This window comes from Priestia sp. FW507-14D1A, from assembly GCF_058781295.1.
Genome location: NZ_JBYSWQ010000003.1, coordinates 328,915 through 349,172, shown reverse-complemented (window position 1 = coordinate 349,172; position 20,258 = coordinate 328,915). Strand labels below are relative to the sequence as shown.

Annotated in this window: 20 protein-coding genes and 1 pseudogene; 17 read left to right on the top strand and 4 right to left on the bottom strand. The window is 39.9% G+C overall.

The features are described from left to right. Window positions 1–58: 58 nt before the first annotated feature. Both AC3WJG_RS15385 and AC3WJG_RS15380 read left to right on the top strand, forming a co-directional pair. Window positions 59–1,021 carry a quinone oxidoreductase family protein gene (locus AC3WJG_RS15385; RefSeq protein WP_337134379.1) on the top strand — a complete coding sequence of 321 codons (963 nt, stop codon included), beginning with the start codon at window positions 59–61 and terminating at the stop codon, window positions 1,019–1,021. A 104-nt stretch (window positions 1,022–1,125) separates the two neighbouring features. Further along, window positions 1,126–1,895 (top strand): annotated as a pseudogene (locus tag AC3WJG_RS15380) (SDR family oxidoreductase). A gap of 22 nt (window positions 1,896–1,917) precedes the next feature. Here AC3WJG_RS15380 and AC3WJG_RS15375 read toward each other — a convergent pair. Next, entirely contained in the window at window positions 1,918–2,700 is a 783-nt protein-coding gene (locus AC3WJG_RS15375) for an SDR family oxidoreductase (protein ID WP_028408229.1), read from the bottom strand. A 307-nt stretch (window positions 2,701–3,007) separates the two neighbouring features. Between AC3WJG_RS15375 and AC3WJG_RS15370 the strand changes: the two genes are divergently transcribed. Both AC3WJG_RS15370 and AC3WJG_RS15365 read left to right on the top strand, forming a co-directional pair. Next, window positions 3,008–3,205, top strand: coding sequence for a hypothetical protein (locus AC3WJG_RS15370; protein ID WP_013057412.1), 198 nt, complete (start codon window positions 3,008–3,010; stop codon window positions 3,203–3,205). A 143-nt stretch (window positions 3,206–3,348) separates the two neighbouring features. Then, window positions 3,349–3,621, top strand: coding sequence for a hypothetical protein (locus AC3WJG_RS15365; protein ID WP_060746651.1), 273 nt, complete (start codon window positions 3,349–3,351; stop codon window positions 3,619–3,621). 29 nt (window positions 3,622–3,650) lie between these two features. Here AC3WJG_RS15365 and AC3WJG_RS15360 read toward each other — a convergent pair whose 3' ends face one another. Then, window positions 3,651–3,887 carry a hypothetical protein gene (locus tag AC3WJG_RS15360; RefSeq protein WP_098249523.1) on the bottom strand — a complete coding sequence of 79 codons (237 nt, stop codon included), beginning with the start codon at window positions 3,885–3,887 and terminating at the stop codon, window positions 3,651–3,653. 267 nt (window positions 3,888–4,154) lie between these two features. Between AC3WJG_RS15360 and yjcZ the strand changes: the two genes are divergently transcribed. Further along, a complete protein-coding gene (gene yjcZ, locus AC3WJG_RS15355; protein WP_013057409.1) occupies window positions 4,155–4,292 on the top strand; it encodes a sporulation protein YjcZ in 138 nt (45 codons plus the stop codon). 192 nt (window positions 4,293–4,484) lie between these two features. Here yjcZ and AC3WJG_RS15350 read toward each other — a convergent pair whose 3' ends face one another. After that, the gene (locus AC3WJG_RS15350; protein WP_013057408.1) at window positions 4,485–4,685 is read right to left on the bottom strand and encodes a cold-shock protein; all 201 of its coding nucleotides are present in this window, start codon (window positions 4,683–4,685) and stop codon (window positions 4,485–4,487) included. Between the two features lie 282 nt (window positions 4,686–4,967). Between AC3WJG_RS15350 and AC3WJG_RS15345 the strand changes: the two genes are divergently transcribed. The 3 genes from AC3WJG_RS15345 (at window position 4,968) to pdxR (ending at window position 8,668) form a co-directional block, all read left to right on the top strand. Then, window positions 4,968–6,668 (top strand): pyruvate oxidase, encoded by a 1,701-nt coding sequence (locus tag AC3WJG_RS15345; RefSeq protein ID WP_337134378.1) that lies wholly within the window; start codon window positions 4,968–4,970, stop codon window positions 6,666–6,668. 137 nt (window positions 6,669–6,805) lie between these two features. Then, the gene (locus tag AC3WJG_RS15340) at window positions 6,806–7,048 is read left to right on the top strand and encodes a hypothetical protein (protein ID WP_081085286.1); all 243 of its coding nucleotides are present in this window, start codon (window positions 6,806–6,808) and stop codon (window positions 7,046–7,048) included. A 186-nt stretch (window positions 7,049–7,234) separates the two neighbouring features. After that, on the top strand, window positions 7,235–8,668 hold the full coding sequence (gene pdxR, locus AC3WJG_RS15335; RefSeq protein WP_492588379.1) for a MocR-like pyridoxine biosynthesis transcription factor PdxR: 1,434 nt from the start codon (window positions 7,235–7,237) through the stop codon (window positions 8,666–8,668). Between the two features lie 204 nt (window positions 8,669–8,872). On the opposite strand, the gene AC3WJG_RS15330 is transcribed toward pdxR, so the two are convergent. Beyond that, entirely contained in the window at window positions 8,873–9,073 is a 201-nt protein-coding gene (locus AC3WJG_RS15330; protein WP_013057405.1) for a cold-shock protein, read from the bottom strand. A gap of 348 nt (window positions 9,074–9,421) precedes the next feature. Here AC3WJG_RS15330 and AC3WJG_RS15325 point away from each other — a divergent pair, with 348 nt between their 5' ends. From AC3WJG_RS15325 to AC3WJG_RS15285, 9 genes are all read left to right on the top strand, one after another. Then, window positions 9,422–10,300, top strand: coding sequence for an NAD(P)-dependent oxidoreductase (locus tag AC3WJG_RS15325; protein WP_337134377.1), 879 nt, complete (start codon window positions 9,422–9,424; stop codon window positions 10,298–10,300). 23 nt (window positions 10,301–10,323) lie between these two features. Continuing rightward, window positions 10,324–11,118 (top strand): SGNH/GDSL hydrolase family protein, encoded by a 795-nt coding sequence (locus tag AC3WJG_RS15320; protein ID WP_028408234.1) that lies wholly within the window; start codon window positions 10,324–10,326, stop codon window positions 11,116–11,118. 13 nt (window positions 11,119–11,131) lie between these two features. Continuing rightward, window positions 11,132–12,043, top strand: a complete 912-nt coding sequence (locus tag AC3WJG_RS15315; RefSeq protein ID WP_060746655.1) for an ABC transporter ATP-binding protein — start codon at window positions 11,132–11,134, stop codon at window positions 12,041–12,043. Next, on the top strand, window positions 12,036–13,016 hold the full coding sequence (locus AC3WJG_RS15310) for an ABC transporter permease (protein WP_013057401.1): 981 nt from the start codon (window positions 12,036–12,038) through the stop codon (window positions 13,014–13,016). Before AC3WJG_RS15315 ends, AC3WJG_RS15310 begins: the two co-directional genes overlap by 8 nt. Before the next feature lie 397 nt (window positions 13,017–13,413). Next, window positions 13,414–13,860 carry a DUF6376 family protein gene (locus AC3WJG_RS15305; RefSeq protein ID WP_225049821.1) on the top strand — a complete coding sequence of 149 codons (447 nt, stop codon included), beginning with the start codon at window positions 13,414–13,416 and terminating at the stop codon, window positions 13,858–13,860. Between the two features lie 627 nt (window positions 13,861–14,487). Next, window positions 14,488–18,126, top strand: a complete 3,639-nt coding sequence (locus AC3WJG_RS15300) for a multifunctional 2',3'-cyclic-nucleotide 2'-phosphodiesterase/3'-nucleotidase/5'-nucleotidase (protein WP_492588376.1) — start codon at window positions 14,488–14,490, stop codon at window positions 18,124–18,126. Between the two features lie 285 nt (window positions 18,127–18,411). Beyond that, a complete protein-coding gene (locus AC3WJG_RS15295) occupies window positions 18,412–19,008 on the top strand; it encodes a TerD family protein (RefSeq protein ID WP_043983012.1) in 597 nt (198 codons plus the stop codon). Between the two features lie 23 nt (window positions 19,009–19,031). Beyond that, entirely contained in the window at window positions 19,032–19,610 is a 579-nt protein-coding gene (locus tag AC3WJG_RS15290) for a TerD family protein (protein ID WP_025751616.1), read from the top strand. 35 nt (window positions 19,611–19,645) lie between these two features. Continuing rightward, window positions 19,646–20,224 carry a TerD family protein gene (locus tag AC3WJG_RS15285; RefSeq protein ID WP_013057395.1) on the top strand — a complete coding sequence of 193 codons (579 nt, stop codon included), beginning with the start codon at window positions 19,646–19,648 and terminating at the stop codon, window positions 20,222–20,224. The last annotated feature ends 34 nt before the right edge of the window (window positions 20,225–20,258 follow it).

Below are 20,258 nucleotides of genomic sequence, written 5' to 3'. Positions count from 1 at the left end.
GTTATCTCTTTGAATTACGATGAAAGGGAATACATAAAGAAAACGAGGTAACTTATATATGAAAGCATTAGTGTTTGAAAGATTTGGAGGACCTGACGTTCTCCACTATCAAGATATACCGAACCCCTCTATTGGTCCAACAGACGTATTAGTAAGAACAAAAGCAATTGGACTTAATTTTGCTGATGTGTACCGAAGAAAAGGGAACTACCACTTAACGGGTACACCTCCGTATATTTTAGGATATGAAGGAGCAGGTGTGGTAGAAGAAGTAGGAGCAGAAGTAAGTCACGTTAACGTAGGAGACCGTATTGCGTTTGCTGACGTCCCTTTTGCAAATGCAGAGCTTGTTGCCGTGCCACAAGATAAAATCATTGCCGTACCTGACGATATTTCGTTTGACGCAGCTGCTTCTGTGCTTTTACAAGGGTTAACGGCTCACTATTTAACACAAGACAGCTACAGCATTCAGCCCGGCGATTATGTACTTGTTCACGCAGCTGCTGGAGGCGTAGGTCAGCTTTTAGTTCAAATTACCAAGCTATTAGGCGGACAAGTCATTGGCTTAACGTCATCTTCTGAAAAAGCAAAAGCAGCGGCTCAAGCAGGCGCTGACTATGTTTTTTTATACGAAGATAACTGGGTGGAACAAGTGAAAGAAGTAACGAAGCGAGGCGCAGATGTTGCCTATGAATCTGTAGGAGTTACGCTAGAAAAAAGCTTTGAAGCCGTAAAAACAGGCGGAACCGTGGTATTTTACGGAATGGCAGGAGGCGATCCGGCCCCGGTCGACCCGCGTATGCTGATGGATACCTCTAAAACGCTCACAGGCGGAGATCTGTGGAACGTACTTGTATCTTATGAAGAACGTAAAGTACGTTCCCAGCAGCTGTTTGAGTGGATCAGTAAAGGTCAGCTTGTGCTAACTGATCCCGTGGTGTTCGATTTAAAAGACGGAGCAAAAGCACATGAGCTGCTTGAAAGCCGGAAAAGTACAGGGAAAATTTTGTTAAGACCGTAAAAGAAAGGCCCTTTAGTCAAGGGCTTTTTTCTGTTAGTAAAGGAGAAACTAAGGAGCTGTCTAATATATATAGTAGATAAGTAGAGTGAAAGAGGTGAAGGTAGATGAAACATGCATTGATTACAGCGGGTCATAAAGGTATTGGCAAGAAGGTAACAGAACAGTTTTTAAAAAAGCAGTATTCCGTTACCGTCCATTTTCGCAGTGATAAAAATAAAGTGCGAGAACTGCAAGAAGAATGGCATCAATATAAAGACAACGTACAGTTCGTAGAAGGAGATATAACGAATAAAGCAGATATTGAACACGTCGTTGCGCAGGCTATGGAGCGATTTGGACGTATTGATGTTTTAATTAATAATGCAGGTCCGTATGTATTTGAAAGAAAAAATTAATAGAGTACACAGACAGTGAATGGTATGAAATGCTGGAAGGGAATTTAAGCTCCGTTTTTCACTTTGTAAAAGCGGTTGTTCCTATTATGAAAAAGCAGCAGTTTGGAAGGATTATTACATACGGTTTTCAAGATGTAGAGTACACCCCTGGATGGATGTACCGCGCGGCTTTTAGTGCCGCTAAGTCAGGGCTAGCTTCTCTGACCAAATCGCTTGCTCTAGAAGTAGCCGAATACGGGATTACGGTCAATATGGTCTGTCCCGGAGATATTGTAGGGGACATGAAAGAAAGTGATATTATAAAAGCAAGATTACTAGAAGACAATGAAACGCCTGTGGGCCGATCAGGTACGGGAGAAGACATTGCGCGTATTATTGAGTTTCTTTGTGATGAAAACTCAGATATGATTACAGGCAGCATTATATCCGCTTCGGGTGGAGTAGACGTTGTTCATAAAAGTAAAAAAACAAGCCCCTGACATTGATGCAGGGGCTTGTACGTTACAACAGCGATTCTCCGCCGTCGATAAACATTTCACTTCCGGTAATATGTTTGGACGCGTCAGAAGCTAAAAAGAAGATTAAATCTGCTACTTCTTCGGGCTTAGCTGAGCGTTTAGCAAGCGGCTGATTGCCATTTGGATATTCAATTGGAATCGCAACTTCTTTTAATTTGTCTTCTTGACGGAATGTATTGCTTTCAATATTTGTATCAACTGCTCCTGGACAAATGACGTTTACCCGTATTCCGTATGTAGAAAGTTCAAGAGCTGCCATTTTGCCGAACGCCATTTGGCCAGCCTTTGAGGAACTGTATGCGCTCATGCCGATATTTGAAAATGTACGGTTGCCGTTAATTGAGCTAGTAATAATAATGCTTCCTCCCTGAGCTTTCAAATAAGGAATAGAATGCTTCACGGTTAAAAAAGTACTTGTTAAATTTGTATCAATTGTTTTTGTCCAATCTTCTGGTGATAGTTCTTCAATAGAAGAGAACGTACCGTTGATGCCTGCGTTAATAGAAACAATATGTAATTGACTCCATAGGCTGCTGATCGTTTCGATACTCTCTTTTATACTTTCAGAGTCGGAGACGTCTGTTTTAATGGCTATACACTCTCCGCCGCTCGACATGATGGTCTCTTTTACTTCATGTAATTTTTCTTCGTCTAAATCTAAAAGAGCAACGCGCGCTCCTTGTTCAGCTAATGTAATGGCTGAAGCACGTCCAATTCCAGACGCCGCTCCCGTCACGAGCGCAACTTTTCCAGTTAATGCAATCATTTGTAACCCCTCCATATAAAAATGTTGTTTCCTTTCTTTAGCCTATACGGAGGAAATAAAAACCTCTTTTAAAATATTTGTGTTTAAATTTGCTAAAAGATGCCAAAAGGAAAAGAGAAAACAGCGGCGAATTATTAATATGACGCCAGAACATGAAAAAGCTAATGTCAAATGAGACTACTTGAGTAGCTAAATATATAGCCTGTCTTTTCAGAAGAATGTTTATATAAAATTTTACATCAGAGGGACTTGCAAATCGTTCCTTGAAAGCTTACACTAGTAAAGCACAGAAAAAGGACGGTGTTTTATGAAGAAGAAAAATAATGTGATTCCATTCCCGCAAAGAAGGGAAGCGGCTGCTTATGTTCCCGCTTCTATTAGTTTAGATAAGGATATTGTGGAGTTTTTAGAAATTATGAATTTTGAAGATCGCAATGATTTTTTAAATGAAATGATTGATTCATTTTTTAAATATGTAAAAGGTGAAGAAGACGAAGTAAGATAAAAGGTAACGTTAAAGACATCCAACGAGATGTTTTTTATTTTGTGACCAATTGCTTAAAAGGCATGCTTAAGCCTCGTATAGTTATTTATGGTATAGTATACATTAGATACTATCTAGCAGGTGCAAATGCGAGGAGTGATAAGATGAGTGGATTTAAAAAAGACATTCGTGCCGGATCTGAAGAAACACACTCACTAGAACAATTAAAGCATGAAATGGAGCAAAGCCTGTGGAATTTAAGAAAAGATTTGCGAAATGAAAATCGCTCGGAAACGGAAATGGAAATGATTAAAATTTCGCTGCTGTCATTATTTGAGGAACAGGCAAATAAATTGAGTGAAACTGAGCTTTCTGACTACCTTGCTGATTACCACAAAAGAGTCGAGCAGTTATTCGACAGGTATAGCTATAAATAAGACAAGCATCCTTGCGGGGATGCTTGTTTTTATTTGAGCAAAATTCGCTTGTATTCATTGTGCTTCAGAGGTTTGGATACATATCCGTCGGCTTCTAGCTGATAAATAATGGTCGCGGCTGCATACACGCTAAAGGCATGATCAAGACCAAAGTAGTCTTGCAAAGCGGCGACGCTCACTACCTCTTGAAAGATTTTACTGCGATTCGATAAGACAATAGGGTAGACGTTTTTAACGATTTGCTTTGAAATTTCGAGTGTTAACATATTAAATCCCTCCCGTGTGAATGTACATAACTAAAGGTATTCAGCACGGTGTACATTCATGAGAAAGGGAGCGATTACATTTCTAAAAGCTAAAGAAAAGAGGAGTAAATGCCCATAAAATCCAATGATTTATCTCTTTATGGGGCATGTTTGAAAAACGCAGTATTTTTAGTGTATGACAAACATTTTCAAAAGTTCTATGGAATTATTAGGAGCAATTTAACTAAATCCACATATCTTAAAGTATAGCAAATGGAGGTGAAACACATGGGATACTACGGAGGTTACGGATACGGTTGTGGTTATGGCGGCGGTGGCTGCGGCGGCGGTTTCGCTTTAATCATTGTACTTTTCATCTTATTAATCATCATCGGCGCTTCTTGCTTCGGCGGCGGCTGGTGCTAATTATTAAAAAATGATGACGATGCAACATCCACACTTTATTTCTTCAACTATTTCTTCCACAAAAGGTCTCTTCGAGATGAAGAGACTTTTTTAGTTTATTATTTATAATAACGTGTACAAACTGCACGTTAAAAAGGTTTTATGCGTGGTTCTACATAAAAAAAAGACTCTGAAATCAGAGTCTTTTTCTACTTATGCTTTTTGAACGTTAGCAGCTTGAGGTCCGCGTTGACCTTCTTCAACGTCGAATGTTACAGCTTGACCTTCGTCTAAAGATTTGAATCCTTCGCTTTGGATTGCTGAGAAATGTACGAATACATCGTCGCCGTTTTCGCGCTCGATAAATCCGAAACCTTTTTCTGCGTTAAACCATTTTACTGTACCTTTTTCCATGAATGTTGCCTCCTCGTGTGCTATGCACACATTGTATTACTATCCTTGCTCATGATCAAAATCTTTAAGACGAAAGTATTCACCTATCGATTGTTGCCGAACAAAAATAATTCTTCTTATAGAATAGCAAAAGTTAATGATAATTGCAAGGAATGAAGAAAATTTAATGAAAGCGGTCATTCATTTAATGAAAGAAAACGAAAATTATACGAGTGAAAATAAGTAAGAAAGAGCGTATCAGGTCACACTATCTCTATATATAAGAAGAAAGGGGTCAGTCATATGTTTAAACAAAAAGCAGGGGAAAAACTGATTGAACTGTTAATTGAATGGGGCGTTGATCATATTTACGGCATGCCAGGAGACTCCATTAATTCAATTATTGAACCGCTTCGCAAAGCCCAGGATAAAATTAAATTTATTCAAGTGAGGCATGAAGAAGCGGGAGCTCTCGCAGCGGCTGCATATGCCAAGCTAACCGGTAAAATCGGTGTATGCACGGCTATTGCCGGACCGGGAGCGATTCATTTACTGAATGGTTTGTATGATGCAAAGTTAGACAAAGCTCCCGTGTTAGCACTTACAGGGCAAGTGGAGTCCGATCTCATCGGAAGCGATGCGTTTCAAGAAATTAATTTAGAGCGAATGTTCGATGACGTGGCTGTATATAATCAGCGAATCATGTCCGCTGAACAGCTTCCCACTGTTGTTAATCAAGCCATTCGAACAGCTTATGCTAAAAAAGGTGTAGCTGTGTTAACTATTCCTGATGATATCCCTCGTTTTGAAGTCGGATCAGAAGCACGAGAAACATCAAGCATAATCGTTAAACAAGACGTCTTTCCTCACAGAGAAGACCTTGAAAAAGCAAAAGATTTGATTGGTAAAGCAGAAAGTCCGGTTATTTTAGCCGGTCGAGGCACACATGAAATGAGAGAAGAACTGCTTGCGTTTGCAGAAAAAATCGCAGCACCTATTGTTCTTACGCTTCCTGGAAAAGGCGCCATACCGGATGAACATCCATATTGTCTCGGAGGACTTGGATTAATCGGTACAAAGCCAGCGTATGAAGCGATGCAAGAAGCGGATACGCTCATCATGATTGGAACGTCCTATCCGTTTACAGGCTTTTTGCCAAACCATGCGAAAACGATTCATATTGATATTGATCCCGCACAAATTGGCAAAAGGTACCCTGTAGATGCAGGGCTTGCAGGAGAAGCAAAAACAACCATTCAGTGGTTCTTAGAAAACGTTGGCCGCTCAGAGCATCGCCAGTTTTTAGAGCAAAGTCAAGAACGTATGAAAAAGTGGTGGAGTCAGCTTGATACCCAAGAAGCAAAAGAAAGCCTACCTATCAAGCCACAGCGAGTGATTCGAGCGCTTCAGCACGTAGCGGCTGATAACGCGGTCTTGTCCGTAGATGTAGGAAACGTCACAGTATGGATGGCGCGTCATTTTCGTATGACAAATCAGCAGTTTGTGATTTCAAGCTGGCTAGCAACTCTTGGATGCGGGCTGCCGGGCGCACTTGCTGGAAAAATTGCTTATCCCGAGAAGCAGGTATTTGCGGTCTGTGGAGACGGTGGCTTTGCGATGACGATGGCAGATTTTATTACAGCTGTTAAATACAATCTTCCGCTAGTTGTGGTGCTATTTAATAACCATAAAATCGGTATGATTAAATTTGAACAAGAAGTAATGGGAAATGCTGAATTCGGCACAGACTTAACAAATCCGAACTTTGCCAGGTATGCAGATATTTGCGGAGGTGTTGGCTACCGAGTAGAAAAAGAAGAAGAGCTGCTGCCGGCTTTTGAAAGTGCTGTTAGGCAAAACAAGCCGTGTATTATCGATGTAATCGTTGATGCAAACGAAGCGCCTATGCCAGCTAAGATTACGCTAGGACAAGCAACGGGTTATGCCAAGCATATGGTGAAAGAATTGTTTCAAGAAGGCAAGCTAGATTTACCGCCTCTATAAAAAATAGACTGTGACAAAAGTACTTTAGTAAAGATCCGAACGATGAATCGAGACTCTTAATAGAGAATCAACTTCGTTTGGGTTTTTTTTATTGGCACGGTTAATGTAGTTTTCATGTATTTCGTTGCTTCTAGCAGTTGATTGGAGAGCAAGGCGAAGACTCCTGCGGGAAAAGCGGAATAGGTGAGACCCCGCAGGAGCGTATGCGACGAGGAGGCTCACCGGCCGCCCGCGGAAAGCGAAGTCTTGCACGGAAATCAACTGCGGTGTACCAAGCAACCCATATGAGCTCATGTATCACATTTGTTCGTCTTCAGATTGGACTGGTGTGGTTATGTCTCAATCTCTTTTTTATGGTGAAATTCATTCAATATGATTGACTATAAAATTATTATGTAAACTAAAATATTTAAAAATGAAAAATAGCTACTATTATAATTTTTGATAAAGTGGATGAGCAAAAAAACACCGAATTGGATGGTCTTTTTTTATAAAACTGCTTTAAGATAAGAGAGATAAAGGATAAACTACTAATAAGAAAGTTTAAATGTAAGGACTGACGCCGCATGAACTGGAGACCAGATCGCGCTAGCAAAAAAGCGATTTATAAACAAATTGCAGAATATATTGAAAGCTGTATTTCATCGGGAGCGTTTCCGCCGGATTCTATGCTGCCATCAGAACGAACGCTTGCTGCTGAGCTAAACGTGAACAGAAGCACGGTAGTAGCTGCTTATGAAGAACTGCAGGCACTTGGAATCGTAGAACGTAAAAAAGGAAGCGGCACGCGAGTTAGTTCAAGCATCTGGGGAATTTCCCGTAAACGTATTCCAAACTGGGGGAGATATGTAGAAGACGGTTCATTTTTGCCTAATTTACCGCTCGTACAGCGAATAAGAAGCGAAGCTTTGCGAACAGATTTTGTAAACTTAGCCAGCGGAGAATTAGCTCCTAGCTTATTTCCAAGTGAAGATTTTCAGCGAATATTAGCGGGCATGCCGTTTAATGAGCATTTAGGCTATGATCATCCTCATGGCAATGAACGTCTGCGTGACGCTATTGCTGCTCATGTTCATGAGTACCGGAAAATCTCCACCGATGCTAATTCCATTTTAATTACATCAGGTGCACAGCAAGCACTTCATTTGATTGTTCAGTGTTTGTTAAAACCAGGAGATGCAGTAGCGATTGAAGATCCGTCCTATAGCTATTCACTGCCGCTTTTTCAATCAGCAGGTTTACGAACGTTTTTGCTGCCTATAGATAAAAATGGAGCCAACCCGGAGGACTTAGTAGAATTACATAAAAAGCATCGCATTCGTATAGTTTTTTTAAATCCGTATTATCAAAACCCGACTGGTATTGTGTTATCAGAAGCGCGCCGAAAGCGGTTTTTAGAGCTTTCTTCAGAATACGGCATTCCGCTTATTGAAGATGATCCTTATTCACTCACGGCATTTGACGGAAATGTACATCAAACGCTGAAATCGATGGACGAGAACGGAAATGTCCTTTATATCAGCTCGCTTTCTAAAATTGTGGCATCGGGCCTTCGAATTGGCTGGATAGTAGGGCCAGAGCAAGTGATTCAGCGCCTGGCAGACGCTAAGCAGCAAATTGACTTTGGCCACAGCATCTTTCCCCAGTGGATTGCTTATCAATTCTTAGATTCTCCTACGTTTTCTTCACATATTGAAAAGCTTAGACAAGAGCTCAAAAAGCAAGAGTATGCCCTGTCGTCGAGTCTGAACGAATTGCTCGGATCAAAAGTATCTTTCGATTCACCTCAAGGCGGGATTCACTTATGGTGCAAAGTAAATCAGCCGGTCGATGACTATCGACTATTGGAAGAATCGCTTAAAAGAGGAGTGGCTTTTGTACCAGGAAGCGTGCTGAGTTCTCAAAGCGGAGCTATTCGCTTTACGTTTGGCAGAGGGGAAGAAGAGGTCATTCGAGAAGGAATCAAACGATTTGCAAGCGCCCTAGAGAGTCTGGAATAGCTATAAACATAGGTAAACGTACCGGATGAAAGTTTTATTTTATTATTTCGTATAGATTGTTATGATCTTGTGCTATACTAAGAGTACCATTAACTTTACTTCTGTATTTGTACCGACTGGCCCTGTTGAAAAACAGGGCTTTTTTATGTTTGTACACAAAAAAACAGATCCTTTAAAGGATCTGTTTCTGATATGTTGTGTTTCTTATGCTTTTTGAACGTTAGCAGCTTGAGGTCCGCGTTGACCTTGTTCTACGTCAAATGTTACAGCTTGACCTTCGTCTAAAGATTTGAAGCCTTCGCTTTGGATTGCTGAGAAGTGTACGAATACATCGTCTCCACCTTCGCGCTCGATGAATCCAAAACCTTTTTCTGCGTTAAACCATTTTACTTTACCTTGTTCCATAATTGTTGCCTCCTCGTGCGGACTCGCACATTGTGGTACTATTCTTGCTCAAATCTAAAGACGAAAAGTGACAATACTCATACATCCCCACCGAACAAAAATAATTCTCTTACATCTTAGCAGAAATTTCCTATGTTTGCAAGCGCTTTATTTAAAAACCATTCGTATTTTTTAGACAAGTTTTTTATAAGACACGTCTAAAAAATGTCACATTTTGAACATTTTAGAAAGGCTATTCTTTGTATTCGCTTTTACTGTAGTTATATAATAATGAAAATATGCTTTTTCTAAAGATAGACGACAAGCATAAGAAACGTACATACTGAGTGCTGAAATGGAGTGGTAAAGATGAAGGTGGGTTTAATTGGTTTAGGAAATATGGGATTACCGATGGCGGAAAATATGATAAAGGCGGGTCATGAACTTGTGATTTATAACCGCACTGCTTCGAAGGCGGAAAGTCTTGTGAAAAAAGGAGCAAAGGTTGTGGAGACACCTGCTCAAGCAGCACAAGAAGCGAATCTTGTCTTTACGATTCTTTCAAATGATGAGGCTTTAGAAGAAGTAACGCTTTCAGAAGCCGGTGTACTTGCAGGCCTTCAAGAAGGTGGTATTCACGTCTCTGTGAGTACTATTAGCGTAGATTTATCGGAAAAATTAACAAGCGCACATGCTGCATCAGGACAGCATTTTGTTGCAGCGACTGTTTTAGGTCGACCCGACGCAGCAGCAGCCGCGGCTCTCAAAGTAATAGTTGCAGGTAACAAAGAAGCAAGAGAGCACGTTTGCCCGCTGTTTGAAGCGATTGGTCAAACTGTTTTTACTGTAGGAGACGAGCCTTACTTATCAAATGTAGCTAAGCTTGGCAATAATTTTTTATTAGTATCGATGTTAGAAGCTGTTTCTGAAGCAGTAGTCATGGTAGAACAGTATGGCATGCAAGCGGAAGAGTTTCTTGAAGTGGTTAATAGCTTATTTGCATCTCCTGTGTATAAAAATTACGGCAATTTAATTGCTAAAAGAGACTTTGATCCGGCCGGGTTCAAGCTGGAGCTTGGACTAAAGGATGTAAACCTAGCTATTGATGCAGCCAAAAAAGTGTCCGCTCCGCTTCCGTTAGGAGAGCTTGTGAAAGGTCACTATGAACAAGGAATCGAAAATGGCTGGGGTCATTTAGACTGGTCTGCTTTACTAAAAACAGTTGAAGCTCTAAAAAAAGATAACTAAAAAGACGAAAAGGAGTGCAGCCAGTGAAAGCGAAAGGGAAGTGGGTATGGATTGTATCCTTGATTTCGATTATTTCGTGTCTGCTGTTTGCAGCGGGACTTGGAATGTCTATTTATGATTATGTTAGCGCCTCAAAAGCTACTGTAAAAGAAATGCCAAAGCCAAAGCAAGAAACAAGCAGCAGTAACAAAAGTACAAAGAATTATACGATTGTTGCTTTAGGAGATTCACTGACAAGAGGAACAGGAGATGCAGCGGGAAAAGGATACGTTGGGTATTTAAAAGATAATCTTGAAGAAAAAACGAAGAAGAAAATTCTCTTAAGTAACTTTGGAATAAAAGGTCAAACGTCTTCGCAGCTGGCAAGTCAAGTAAAGCAGCAGGAAATTCAGCGGCAGGTTAAGTCGGCAGATACCGTGCTGATCACCATTGGAGGAAATGACTTATTTCAAGGCGGACAAACGCTGCAGAACTTAAATAAAAACAATATTCAAAAGCTAGAAAATGACTATTTAAAAAACGTAGACAGCATCTTAAAAAGCATCCGGTCGGCCAATAAAGACGCGACGATTTTTTTAATTGGTTTATACAATCCGTTTAGTAACCTGCAAGATGCAAAAACGACAACGGCTATTGTACGAGAATGGAATTACAAAAGCAGTGAATTAAGTGCTAATTATAAGCAAACTGTTTTTGTTCCGACCTTTGATTTGTTTCAGCTAAAGGTAGATGACTACTTATATACCGATAAGTTTCATCCTAATGCAAAAGGCTACAAGCTGATCGCAGAACGTGTAGCATCGCTTATTACGTGGTAAGGGAGGGAATGATATGAGTGAAGTAACGCTTTCAGTAAAAGGACTGAAAAAAGTAATAGGAAAACGAGAAATTATCAAAAATATTGATTTTGAACTAAAAAGAGGCGAAGTGTTCGGCTTTTTAGGACCCAATGGAGCCGGTAAAACGACAACGATTCGAATGCTTGTCGGCTTGATTCGCCCGACCGCTGGTTCCATTTATATTTGTGGATACAGCGTATCGAAGCAGTTTACAAAAGCGATGGAACATATCGGCTGTATTGTTGAAAATCCTGAGCTGTATCCATACTTAAGCGGCTGGGAAAATCTGCAGCACTTTTCACGCATGATTCCTTCTATGACAGAAGAACGCATTCATGAAGTGGTGGAATTAGTTGGCTTGCAAGAGCGTATCCACGATTTAGTTCGCACGTATTCGTTAGGTATGAGGCAGCGTTTAGGAATTGCGCAAGCGCTTCTCGGAAAACCAAAAGTGCTTATTTTAGACGAGCCAACGAACGGACTAGACCCTTCTGGGATTCGGGATATGCGTAAATTTATTCGCTTTTTAGCTGAAAGTGAAGGTCTAAGCGTCTTAGTATCGAGTCATTTACTGAGCGAGATTCAGCTAATGTGTGACCGAGTAGCGATTATCGCAAAAGGAGAAGTTATTCACACAGAATCGGTGAAGACCCTGTTAACTCAGCAAGAGCGTTTACTGTGGAAGCTAGATCCGCAGCCTGCAGGAATAGACGTTTTAAAACAAGTGACGGACTTTGTACAAGTGCAGGGGGAGTACGTCACGACGTTTTATGAAGAAGCTGAAGCGGGAGAGTGGAATAAACAGCTCATTGCAGCAGGAGTAACGGTAAAAGAAATGAATCGAAAGCTTCCAACTCTTGAAGATTTATTTATCGAAATGACAGGAGGCGAATCGATTGATTAGTTTGGTTCAAAATGAAATGATCAAGCTCGTTCGAAAAAAGCGCCTGTTAATCGTTACTCTTATTATGGGCGTTTTGATTTCCATGTTCACCTATGCTCAGCTTCGCGAAACACAGCGCCTTCAAGAAAAGCTAGGAACGACCGATTGGCGCAGTACGCTGCAGCAAGAAATTATCGATACGCAAAACCGGCTGAGCGGAAGCCAAATTTCAGATGATTGGCGCAAGCAGCTTGAAATTCGCGTGGCGCAGCAACAGTATTATTTAGATAATGATATCAATCCTTCGGAACCAGGGGCACCAACGTTTGTGCGAGGATTCATTGAAAACGCCATTCAGCTTTTGCTGCCGCTGATGATTATGATTATTGCAGCGGATTTAGTGTCTTCAGAGTACAGCTTGGGATCCATCAAGGTATTGTTGACGAGGCCTGTGAAACGGTGGAAAATCCTGCTTAGTAAATACATCACGCTCGTCATGTCCGTCTCGTTTTTAATTTTAATGTTTGGCGTTTTGTCGTATCTCATTTCTGGCGTTGTATTTGGATTTAAAGGCTGGACAGCGCCTATTCTTACGGGATTTAGCGTGCAGGGCAATGATTTGAATACAGCGGACGTTCATTTAATTTCGCAGTGGAGATATATTTTAATGGAGTTTGGTCTTGCTTGGTTTGTATCTCTGGTGGTTGGAACGCTTGCTTTTATGCTGTCTGTTTTAATTAAAAGTACGGCTGCGGGTATGGGTGTGATGCTTGCTTGTTTGATTGCAGGTACGATTTTAAGCAGCATGGTTTCTTCATGGCATTCAGCTAAGTATTTGTTTATGGTTAATTTAAATTTAACTTCTTATCTGCAAGGAACAGCTCCTCCGACTGAAGGAATGACATTAGGGTTTTCCTTAGGTGTTTTAACCATTTGGGGACTTGCCGGGCTGCTCGTGTCGTTTCTGGTATTTACCAAAAAAGACGTGTACTAATTCCGTATAAGTTGACGATAATCAGGAACGTGCGTTATGATTGTGTTAACAAAAAATGCTGTTTTGCTCAAAGGGGAGTAGCTCTTGCAGTAAAGTCGTCATTTCGAGATTATTATCTCCGGCTTTATTGACAATGCAAATTGTTAGCGAGACCTTTGCCAATGTTGCCATTGGTAAAGGTCTGGATACAAACACCTTTACCACATGTGGTAAGGGTGTTTTTTGTTATTTCAAAATGAGAGAGGAGCTTAAAAATGTCAAAACTATCGAGACTGTTAAAAAGCCCCGCTGTAAAAAAAGGAATAAAAAAAGCTGTACCCATTATTATGAAAGAGTTAAAGAAACGAAAATCGAAAAGAAGATAGCAGAAAAGAAAATAAGAAAGGTTGAGTGCTAAGTGAAAAAGTGGATGCTAGTCATATCAACTGCTGTTCTTTTTATGGTCGGCGGCTGTTCTTTTCTTGAAGATACAAGCAGTACGCTGAACTACGCAAACGATGCGAAAGATTACGTGAGTGAAGCACAAAAGTTTGCTGAAGAAATACCGCCTCTAGCGGAAAAAGCTGTTAATGATGACGAGGCAATAAAGAAGCTAGAGCAAAAGCTGCGGGAAATGAAAGGAAAAGCTGAAGAATTTAATCAAACAAAAGCTCCTGACATCGCTTCTGATGTGCACGATCAGCTTGTTCAACAAAATGAAAAAATCATTAGTGGAATTGAAGCGTATGAAGCCAATATAAAGGATGGCAGTTTCAATCCAGAAGCGCTAAAAAACAGTGAATTGTTTCAATCAATTCAAGATGTATCAAGTATTATGAAACAAATTAAAGAATTAGGTCAGTAAAAAAGCGAGCCTGGGACAAAAGTATGTAGTTGAAGAAAATCCGAACGATGAATCAAGATTCTTGATGGAGAATCAACTTCGTTCGGATTTTTTTATTTGTAGGGTGAACGTAGGTTTCATGTGTATAGATGCTTTAGGTTGGATTGATATAGTAGGTATGTCTTATAACTCAACCTCGTTTCCGTGTTATAAATGTAAAATTATATAAATATATCTATTTATTAGAAGACAAAAACCTTCTCTTTCTTTTTTATATCTACGAAATTTTGTTAGAAGCTGTGACAAACTTAATGTCTGCTTTTCATATCCTATGTATAGTACATATATACACACCGCTTGAAATAAATTTTTTTTGAATGAAAAGGGGGCGTGGGAACGTTGATGTATTAGGTAATAAGACTCATTTTAAAAGGAGGGTTCATCCAATTAATAAAAACTATAGTCCTTGGTTTTGAAGAGAGAAACTAAAAAAAATTTTTCCGTTTACAAAAAGTTAATAAAACGCATACAAATGGTTTACTAAAAAATCAAAAAATTTACATCCTTTATAAATCTTTTCTGCTATACTATTTTTGAACAGTTGCTAGATTTATAGCGATGATAACTTACTTGAAAGGTGAATGGTAGATGAAAAAGAATACTCGCAGTAAAACGAAGAAAATCCTATCCACATCACTGGCACTTTCTCTATTATCTATGCCTCTTTTAACTACACAGGCAGGAGCGGAAGAACGTCATCTTGGACAAAGCTCACAGCAAAGCAAGCATCAAGGCCACAATAAAAAAGATGCGCTTGTGAACATACGCCTGATGGAAACAACCGACGTTCATACGAATCTATTAAACTATGATTATTTCAAAGACGCCCCTTATGAAAAAGTAGGTTTAGCTAAAACCGCTACCTTAATCAAAAATGCTCGAAAAGAAGTAAAAAACAGCTTATTAGTAGATAACGGAGACCTCATTCAAGGAACGCCTCTAGGCACGTATAAAGCCAAGATTAACCCGCTGAAAAAAGGTGAAGTTCATCCTGTATTTAAAGCAATGAATCAGCTGGATTACGATATTGCAACGCTTGGAAATCATGAGTTCAACTATGGATTAGACTTCTTAACAGAAGCGTACAACGATGCAAATTTCCCTTACATAAATGCCAATGTCTACGTTGATGATCATGACAACAACCCGAAAAATGATAAAAATAAATTTACGCCTTATAAAATTATGAATAAAAAAGTCGTCGATGAAAATGGAAAGAAACGAACGATTAAAGTTGGTTTCATTGGCTTTGTGCCTCCTCAAATTAACGATTGGGATAAAGTAAACCTTGATGGAAAAGTCATTACAAAAGGCATTGTAGAAACAGCCAACAAATATATTCCGGAAATGAAGAAAAAAGGTGCAGACGTAGTTGTTGCAATGGCTCACTCTGGATTTAGCAGCAACAAGCAAAACACGGAAGATGTCATTTACTCATTAAGTGAAGTAAAAGGCATTAACGCTATTACGTTTTCACACACGCATAAAGTCTTCCCTGCTAAAACGGAAGCTGCGCTAGACGGTTTGTTCCTTGGAGTAGATAAAAAGCCTCTTCCTGGCGTTGATAATGCAAAAGGAACGATCAACGGCGTTCCCGCTGTTCAAGCAGGTTACGGCGGAGGATCACTTGGCTTAATTGACTTAACGTTAAAAGAAGAAAAAGGAAAATGGAAAGTAGTAAGCTCTCAATCGTCTACGCGTGAAACGTATAAAGACGTAAAAGATGCGTCAGGGAAAACGGTTACGCAAAGTACGGTAGAACCGGATAAAGGTGTTGTTAAAGCAGTTCAAAAAGATCACGATGCAACGGTTAAATATGTGAATACACCAATCGGTAAAACGACGGATGATATCCACAGCTATTTTTCTCTTGTGCAAGATGATCCATCTATTCAAGTGGTAACAAATGCACAAAAAGATTACGTAGAAAAATACGTTTCTCAAAACAAGCCGGAATATAAAGACCTTCCGATTTTATCAGTGGGAGCGCCTTTTAAAGCAGGAAGAAACGGCGTGGATGAATATACGGAAATTAAAAAAGGTGACTTAACGATCCGAAGCGCTGGCGACCTGTATCTATATGACAACACGTTAAAAGCGGTTAAAGTAAAAGGTTCTGTTGTAAAAGACTGGATTGATATGTCTGCAGGTAAGTTTAATCAAATTACACCGAATAAAACAGAAGAGCAGGAATTATTAAACCCAAGCTTCCCTGTTTATAACTTCGACGTAATTGACGGCGTTCAATACCAAATCGACGTCACAAAACCAGCAAAATACGATGTGAATGGAAACGTGATTCACGGAGATTCAAGCCGCGTTGTTAACTTAACGTATAACGGCAAGCCGGTTGATCCGAACCAAGAGTTTATCGTTGTGACAAATAACTACCGAGCTGGCGGAGGCGGAAACTTCCCTGGTCTAAAAGGAAGCGAGCTCGTGGTGGATTCAGCGGATGAAAACCGTCAAATTCTAATGGACTACATCACCGAGCAAAAAGAAATTACACCAACAGCTGACGATAACTGGTCCATTGCACCAATTAACGGAACGGCTAACGTGACGTTCACAAGCTCACCGCGCGGAGAAAGCTATTTAACTGAAGGAAGCAACATTACGTATACAAATAAAACGGATGACAAAGGATTCGGCATTTACAAAATTAATTTAAACGGCGAATCAAAAGATAATACAAAGGTTCAGCTGTTAGGCATGAACGACCTGCACGGTCAGCTCGATACAGATACAAAAATCAATTCAAATGGCCAAGCGCTTTTAGCTGGAAATATGAAATATACAGCAGCAGCTATTCGTAAACAAGAAGCTGAAAATCCGAATACGCTTTTAGTTCATGCTGGAGACATGATTGGCGGAAGCCCGTTAGTTTCAGCGCTGTTTCAAGACGAGCCAACGGTTGAAGTGATGGAATCACTTGGATTTGATGTGGGTACGCTTGGAAATCATGAGTTTGATGAAGGCATTGCTGAGCTTCACCGTATGATTGAAGGCGGAGACCATCCAAAAGGTACAAAAGGATACGACGGCATGAATTTCCCGGTTGTAGCGGCAAATGCTTATGATACTTCAACTAATGAATTAATTACGGAGCCTTATGCAATAAAAGAAGTAGGCGGCAAGAAAATCGGCTTTATCGGCGTTGTCACACAAGAAACGCCAAGCATGATTGTTCGTAAAGGAAATGAAAACTTAAAAATTACGGACGAAGCAGAAGCGATTGATAAATACACGGCAGAGTTGAAAAAACAAGGTATTAAAGCCATTGTAGTACTTGCTCATAATCCATCTAATCAAAATGGAACGTCTACCGAGTTTGATGCAGCAGATATCGCTAAAAAAGTTGATGATGAAGTTGACGTGATCTTTTCAGCTCACAATCACGTATACAACAACAAAGTAGTAGATAACAAACTAATTGTTCAAGCTTATTCATACGGCTCAGCGTTTTCTGACGTAGACGTTGAAATCGATAATACGGGTGACATCGTAAAAAAAGATGCAAAAATTGTAACCGTATATCAAAAAGACTATACGCCAGATCCTGAAGTTTCAAAGATTATGCAAAAATATGAAGACTTAGCGGCACCTATTAAAGCAGAAGTGGTTGGAAAGTCATCTACTGATTTAGCAAAAGGCTATCCGTCTAGCGGAGCAACAGGGGATATCGCACTTGGAAACTTAATTGCTGACGGCATGAAAGCAGAAATGAAAGCAGATTTTGCTTTAATGAATGGCGGAGGCGTTCGTTCACAGCTTGATGCAGGTGACGTGACATACGGTGATTTGTTTGCAATTCAGCCGTTTGGTAACGTCTTAAATAAAGTAAAGCTAAGCGGAGCAGATTTAGAAACGGTGTTAAACAATCAAATTACATCATCCGGACTAGATTTTCATATTGCAGGATTTAACTATACGTGGGATGGAAGTACGAATAAAGTAGTCGATATCACGCTTCCAGATGGAAGTAAAATCGACAAAGAAAAAGAATACACGGTAGTAGTCAATAACTATATGTATGGAAATGAAAAATACGGTATTGGTGCACTTTCTTCAGATATGGAAGTGGGACCAGAAGATTTACAAGCAACGGTAAACTATATTAAAACACTCAACAGCCCGTTTGAATACAAAGCTGAAGGCCGTATTCAAAACGTGGCAGCTGCTAAAACAGCTGAACAGCAAGAACCTACTTTGAAAATAGCTCAATAAGCCAAAAAAGACTGTCTCATAACTCGGATTTCCAGTTTAGAGACAGTCTTTTTTTAATAGTTTAACTTAAATTTTAAACTCTCAGTCAATGAATTTACGTTATAAAACATAGCTTAATTTTTGAAACAATCACCAAATTGTGGTATTCTCTCCATAAGAAGACTTACGTAAACGTTAAAAATAGTATCAAAGATTTCACTATTTTTTCATTTATCTACGCTATTATGTAAAGTTATATAGAACCTGTAAAAGAACGTGTTCGCTATAGTAAAGGAGTAAATAAAAGTGGCTATTAATCTACAAAAAGGTCAAAAAATTGATTTAACAAAAGGAAGAGAAGGCCTATCTTCTATTACAGTTGGATTAGGATGGGATCCTGTAAAAAAACGCAGCTTTTTTGGTTTCGGAGGAAACGGACCAAGCATCGACTGCGATGCGTCTGTTCTTATGCTCAATTCGAACGATAAGCTTGTAAGTAACTCAGCCGTTGTGTATTTTGGGAATCGTCATAGTAACTGCGGGAGCGTTAAGCATTCAGGCGATAATCTTACCGGAGCAGGTGAAGGGGACGATGAACAAATTTTTGTTAATTTAAAAAATGTTCCCGGAAACGTACATAAACTTGTGTTTGTGGTCAACATCTATCAGTGTGTTGAGCGAAACCAAGATTTCGGTATGATTAAAAATGCTTTTATCCGCGTTGTGGACAGCGCTAAAAACGAAGAGCTTGTACACTTTAATCTATCTGAAGATCATTCAGGAGCAACAGCTTTATTTGCAGGTGAAATTTACCGAGACGGGAATGAATGGAAGTTTTCAGCAACTGGAGATGCAACGAGAGATACTGGATTAGGAGAAATTGCAAACAAATATACAAAATAATCAACTAGAAAAGAGGGAATAAAATGGCTATTAATCTTTCAAAAGGACAAAAAGTAGATTTAACAAAAACAAATCCAGGATTAACAAACGTAGTAGTAGGTCTTGGGTGGGATGTAAATAAGTATGACGGTGGAAACGATTTTGATTTAGATTCATCTGTCTTTTTATTAAACGGAGCAGGAAAATGCGCTTCAGAATCTGATTTTATTTTTTACAACAATACGACGGGTGCAAACGGAGCGGTTGAGCATACCGGAGATAACCGTACAGGCGTAGGCGAAGGAGACGATGAGCAGGTTCAAGTAGATTTGAAAAATGTGCCTCAATCTATTGAACGTATCGCGTTTACCATTACGATCCATGAAGGGGAAGCACGCGGTCAAAACTTTGGCCAAGTAAGCAACGCCTACGTTCGTATTTTAAATGCAACAAATGACGAAGAGTTAATTCGTTATGATTTAGGTGAAGACTTCTCGATCGAAACAGCCGTTGTAGTAGGAGAGCTGTACCGACACGGCGGAGAATGGAAGTTTAATGCTATTGGCAGCGGCTATCAAGGCGGCTTAGCGGCACTTGTCAACGACTTTGGTTTAAACGCCTAATCATTAAAGTAAGAAAACGTACGGAGGATATTTTTATGTCAATTTCTTTATCAAAAGGTCAGCGCATTGACCTAACCAAAACGAACCCAGGCTTAACAAAAGTAATAGTAGGTCTTGGGTGGGATACAAATAAATATGCTGGATCTCAGGATTTCGATTTAGATGCATGTGCATTTTTAGCCAATAAATCAAGTCAGGTTGTAAATGACGAAGAGTTTGTTTTTTACAACAATTTAAAAAGTCCAAATGGCGCTGTGGAGCATACCGGTGACAACCGTACGGGTGCAGGAGATGGAGACGATGAGCAAATAGCCGTTGATTTTTCTCTTCTTCCTGACCACGTTGAAAAAATCGGAATTAGCGTCACGATTCACGACGCAGATGCTCGCGGACAAAACTTTGGACAAGTATCCAACGCGTTTGTTCGTCTGATTGATGCTGAAACAAATGAAGAAGTACTGCGCTATGATTTAGGTGAAGATTTTTCAATCGAAACAGCTGTCGTTGTATGCGAGCTATACAAGCACGGAAACGACTGGAAGTTTAATGCCATTGGCAGCGGATTTTCCGGTGGCTTGGCCGACCTTTGCCGCAACTACGGATTATCCGTATAAAAAAGGCATGGGATAAATGAAAAAGAAAGGGTGC

Bases quoted from the DNA above. Each gene is read 5' to 3' on its own strand.
- AC3WJG_RS15385 (WP_337134379.1), top strand. From the start codon at position 59: ATGAAAGCATTAGTGTTTGAAAGATTTGGAGGACCTGACGTTCTCCAC.
- AC3WJG_RS15375 (WP_028408229.1), bottom strand. From the start codon at position 2,700: ATGATTGCATTAACTGGAAAAGTTGCGCTCGTGACGGGAGCGGCGTCT.
- AC3WJG_RS15370 (WP_013057412.1), top strand. From the start codon at position 3,008: ATGAAGAAGAAAAATAATGTGATTCCATTCCCGCAAAGAAGGGAAGCG.
- AC3WJG_RS15365 (WP_060746651.1), top strand. From the start codon at position 3,349: ATGAGTGGATTTAAAAAAGACATTCGTGCCGGATCTGAAGAAACACAC.
- AC3WJG_RS15360 (WP_098249523.1), bottom strand. From the start codon at position 3,887: ATGTTAACACTCGAAATTTCAAAGCAAATCGTTAAAAACGTCTACCCT.
- yjcZ (WP_013057409.1), top strand. From the start codon at position 4,155: ATGGGATACTACGGAGGTTACGGATACGGTTGTGGTTATGGCGGCGGT.
- AC3WJG_RS15350 (WP_013057408.1), bottom strand. From the start codon at position 4,685: ATGGAAAAAGGTACAGTAAAATGGTTTAACGCAGAAAAAGGTTTCGGA.
- AC3WJG_RS15345 (WP_337134378.1), top strand. From the start codon at position 4,968: ATGTTTAAACAAAAAGCAGGGGAAAAACTGATTGAACTGTTAATTGAA.
- pdxR (WP_492588379.1), top strand. From the start codon at position 7,235: ATGAACTGGAGACCAGATCGCGCTAGCAAAAAAGCGATTTATAAACAA.
- AC3WJG_RS15330 (WP_013057405.1), bottom strand. From the start codon at position 9,073: ATGGAACAAGGTAAAGTAAAATGGTTTAACGCAGAAAAAGGTTTTGGA.
- AC3WJG_RS15325 (WP_337134377.1), top strand. From the start codon at position 9,422: ATGAAGGTGGGTTTAATTGGTTTAGGAAATATGGGATTACCGATGGCG.
- AC3WJG_RS15315 (WP_060746655.1), top strand. From the start codon at position 11,132: ATGAGTGAAGTAACGCTTTCAGTAAAAGGACTGAAAAAAGTAATAGGA.
- AC3WJG_RS15300 (WP_492588376.1), top strand. From the start codon at position 14,488: ATGAAAAAGAATACTCGCAGTAAAACGAAGAAAATCCTATCCACATCA.
- AC3WJG_RS15290 (WP_025751616.1), top strand. From the start codon at position 19,032: ATGGCTATTAATCTTTCAAAAGGACAAAAAGTAGATTTAACAAAAACA.
- AC3WJG_RS15285 (WP_013057395.1), top strand. From the start codon at position 19,646: ATGTCAATTTCTTTATCAAAAGGTCAGCGCATTGACCTAACCAAAACG.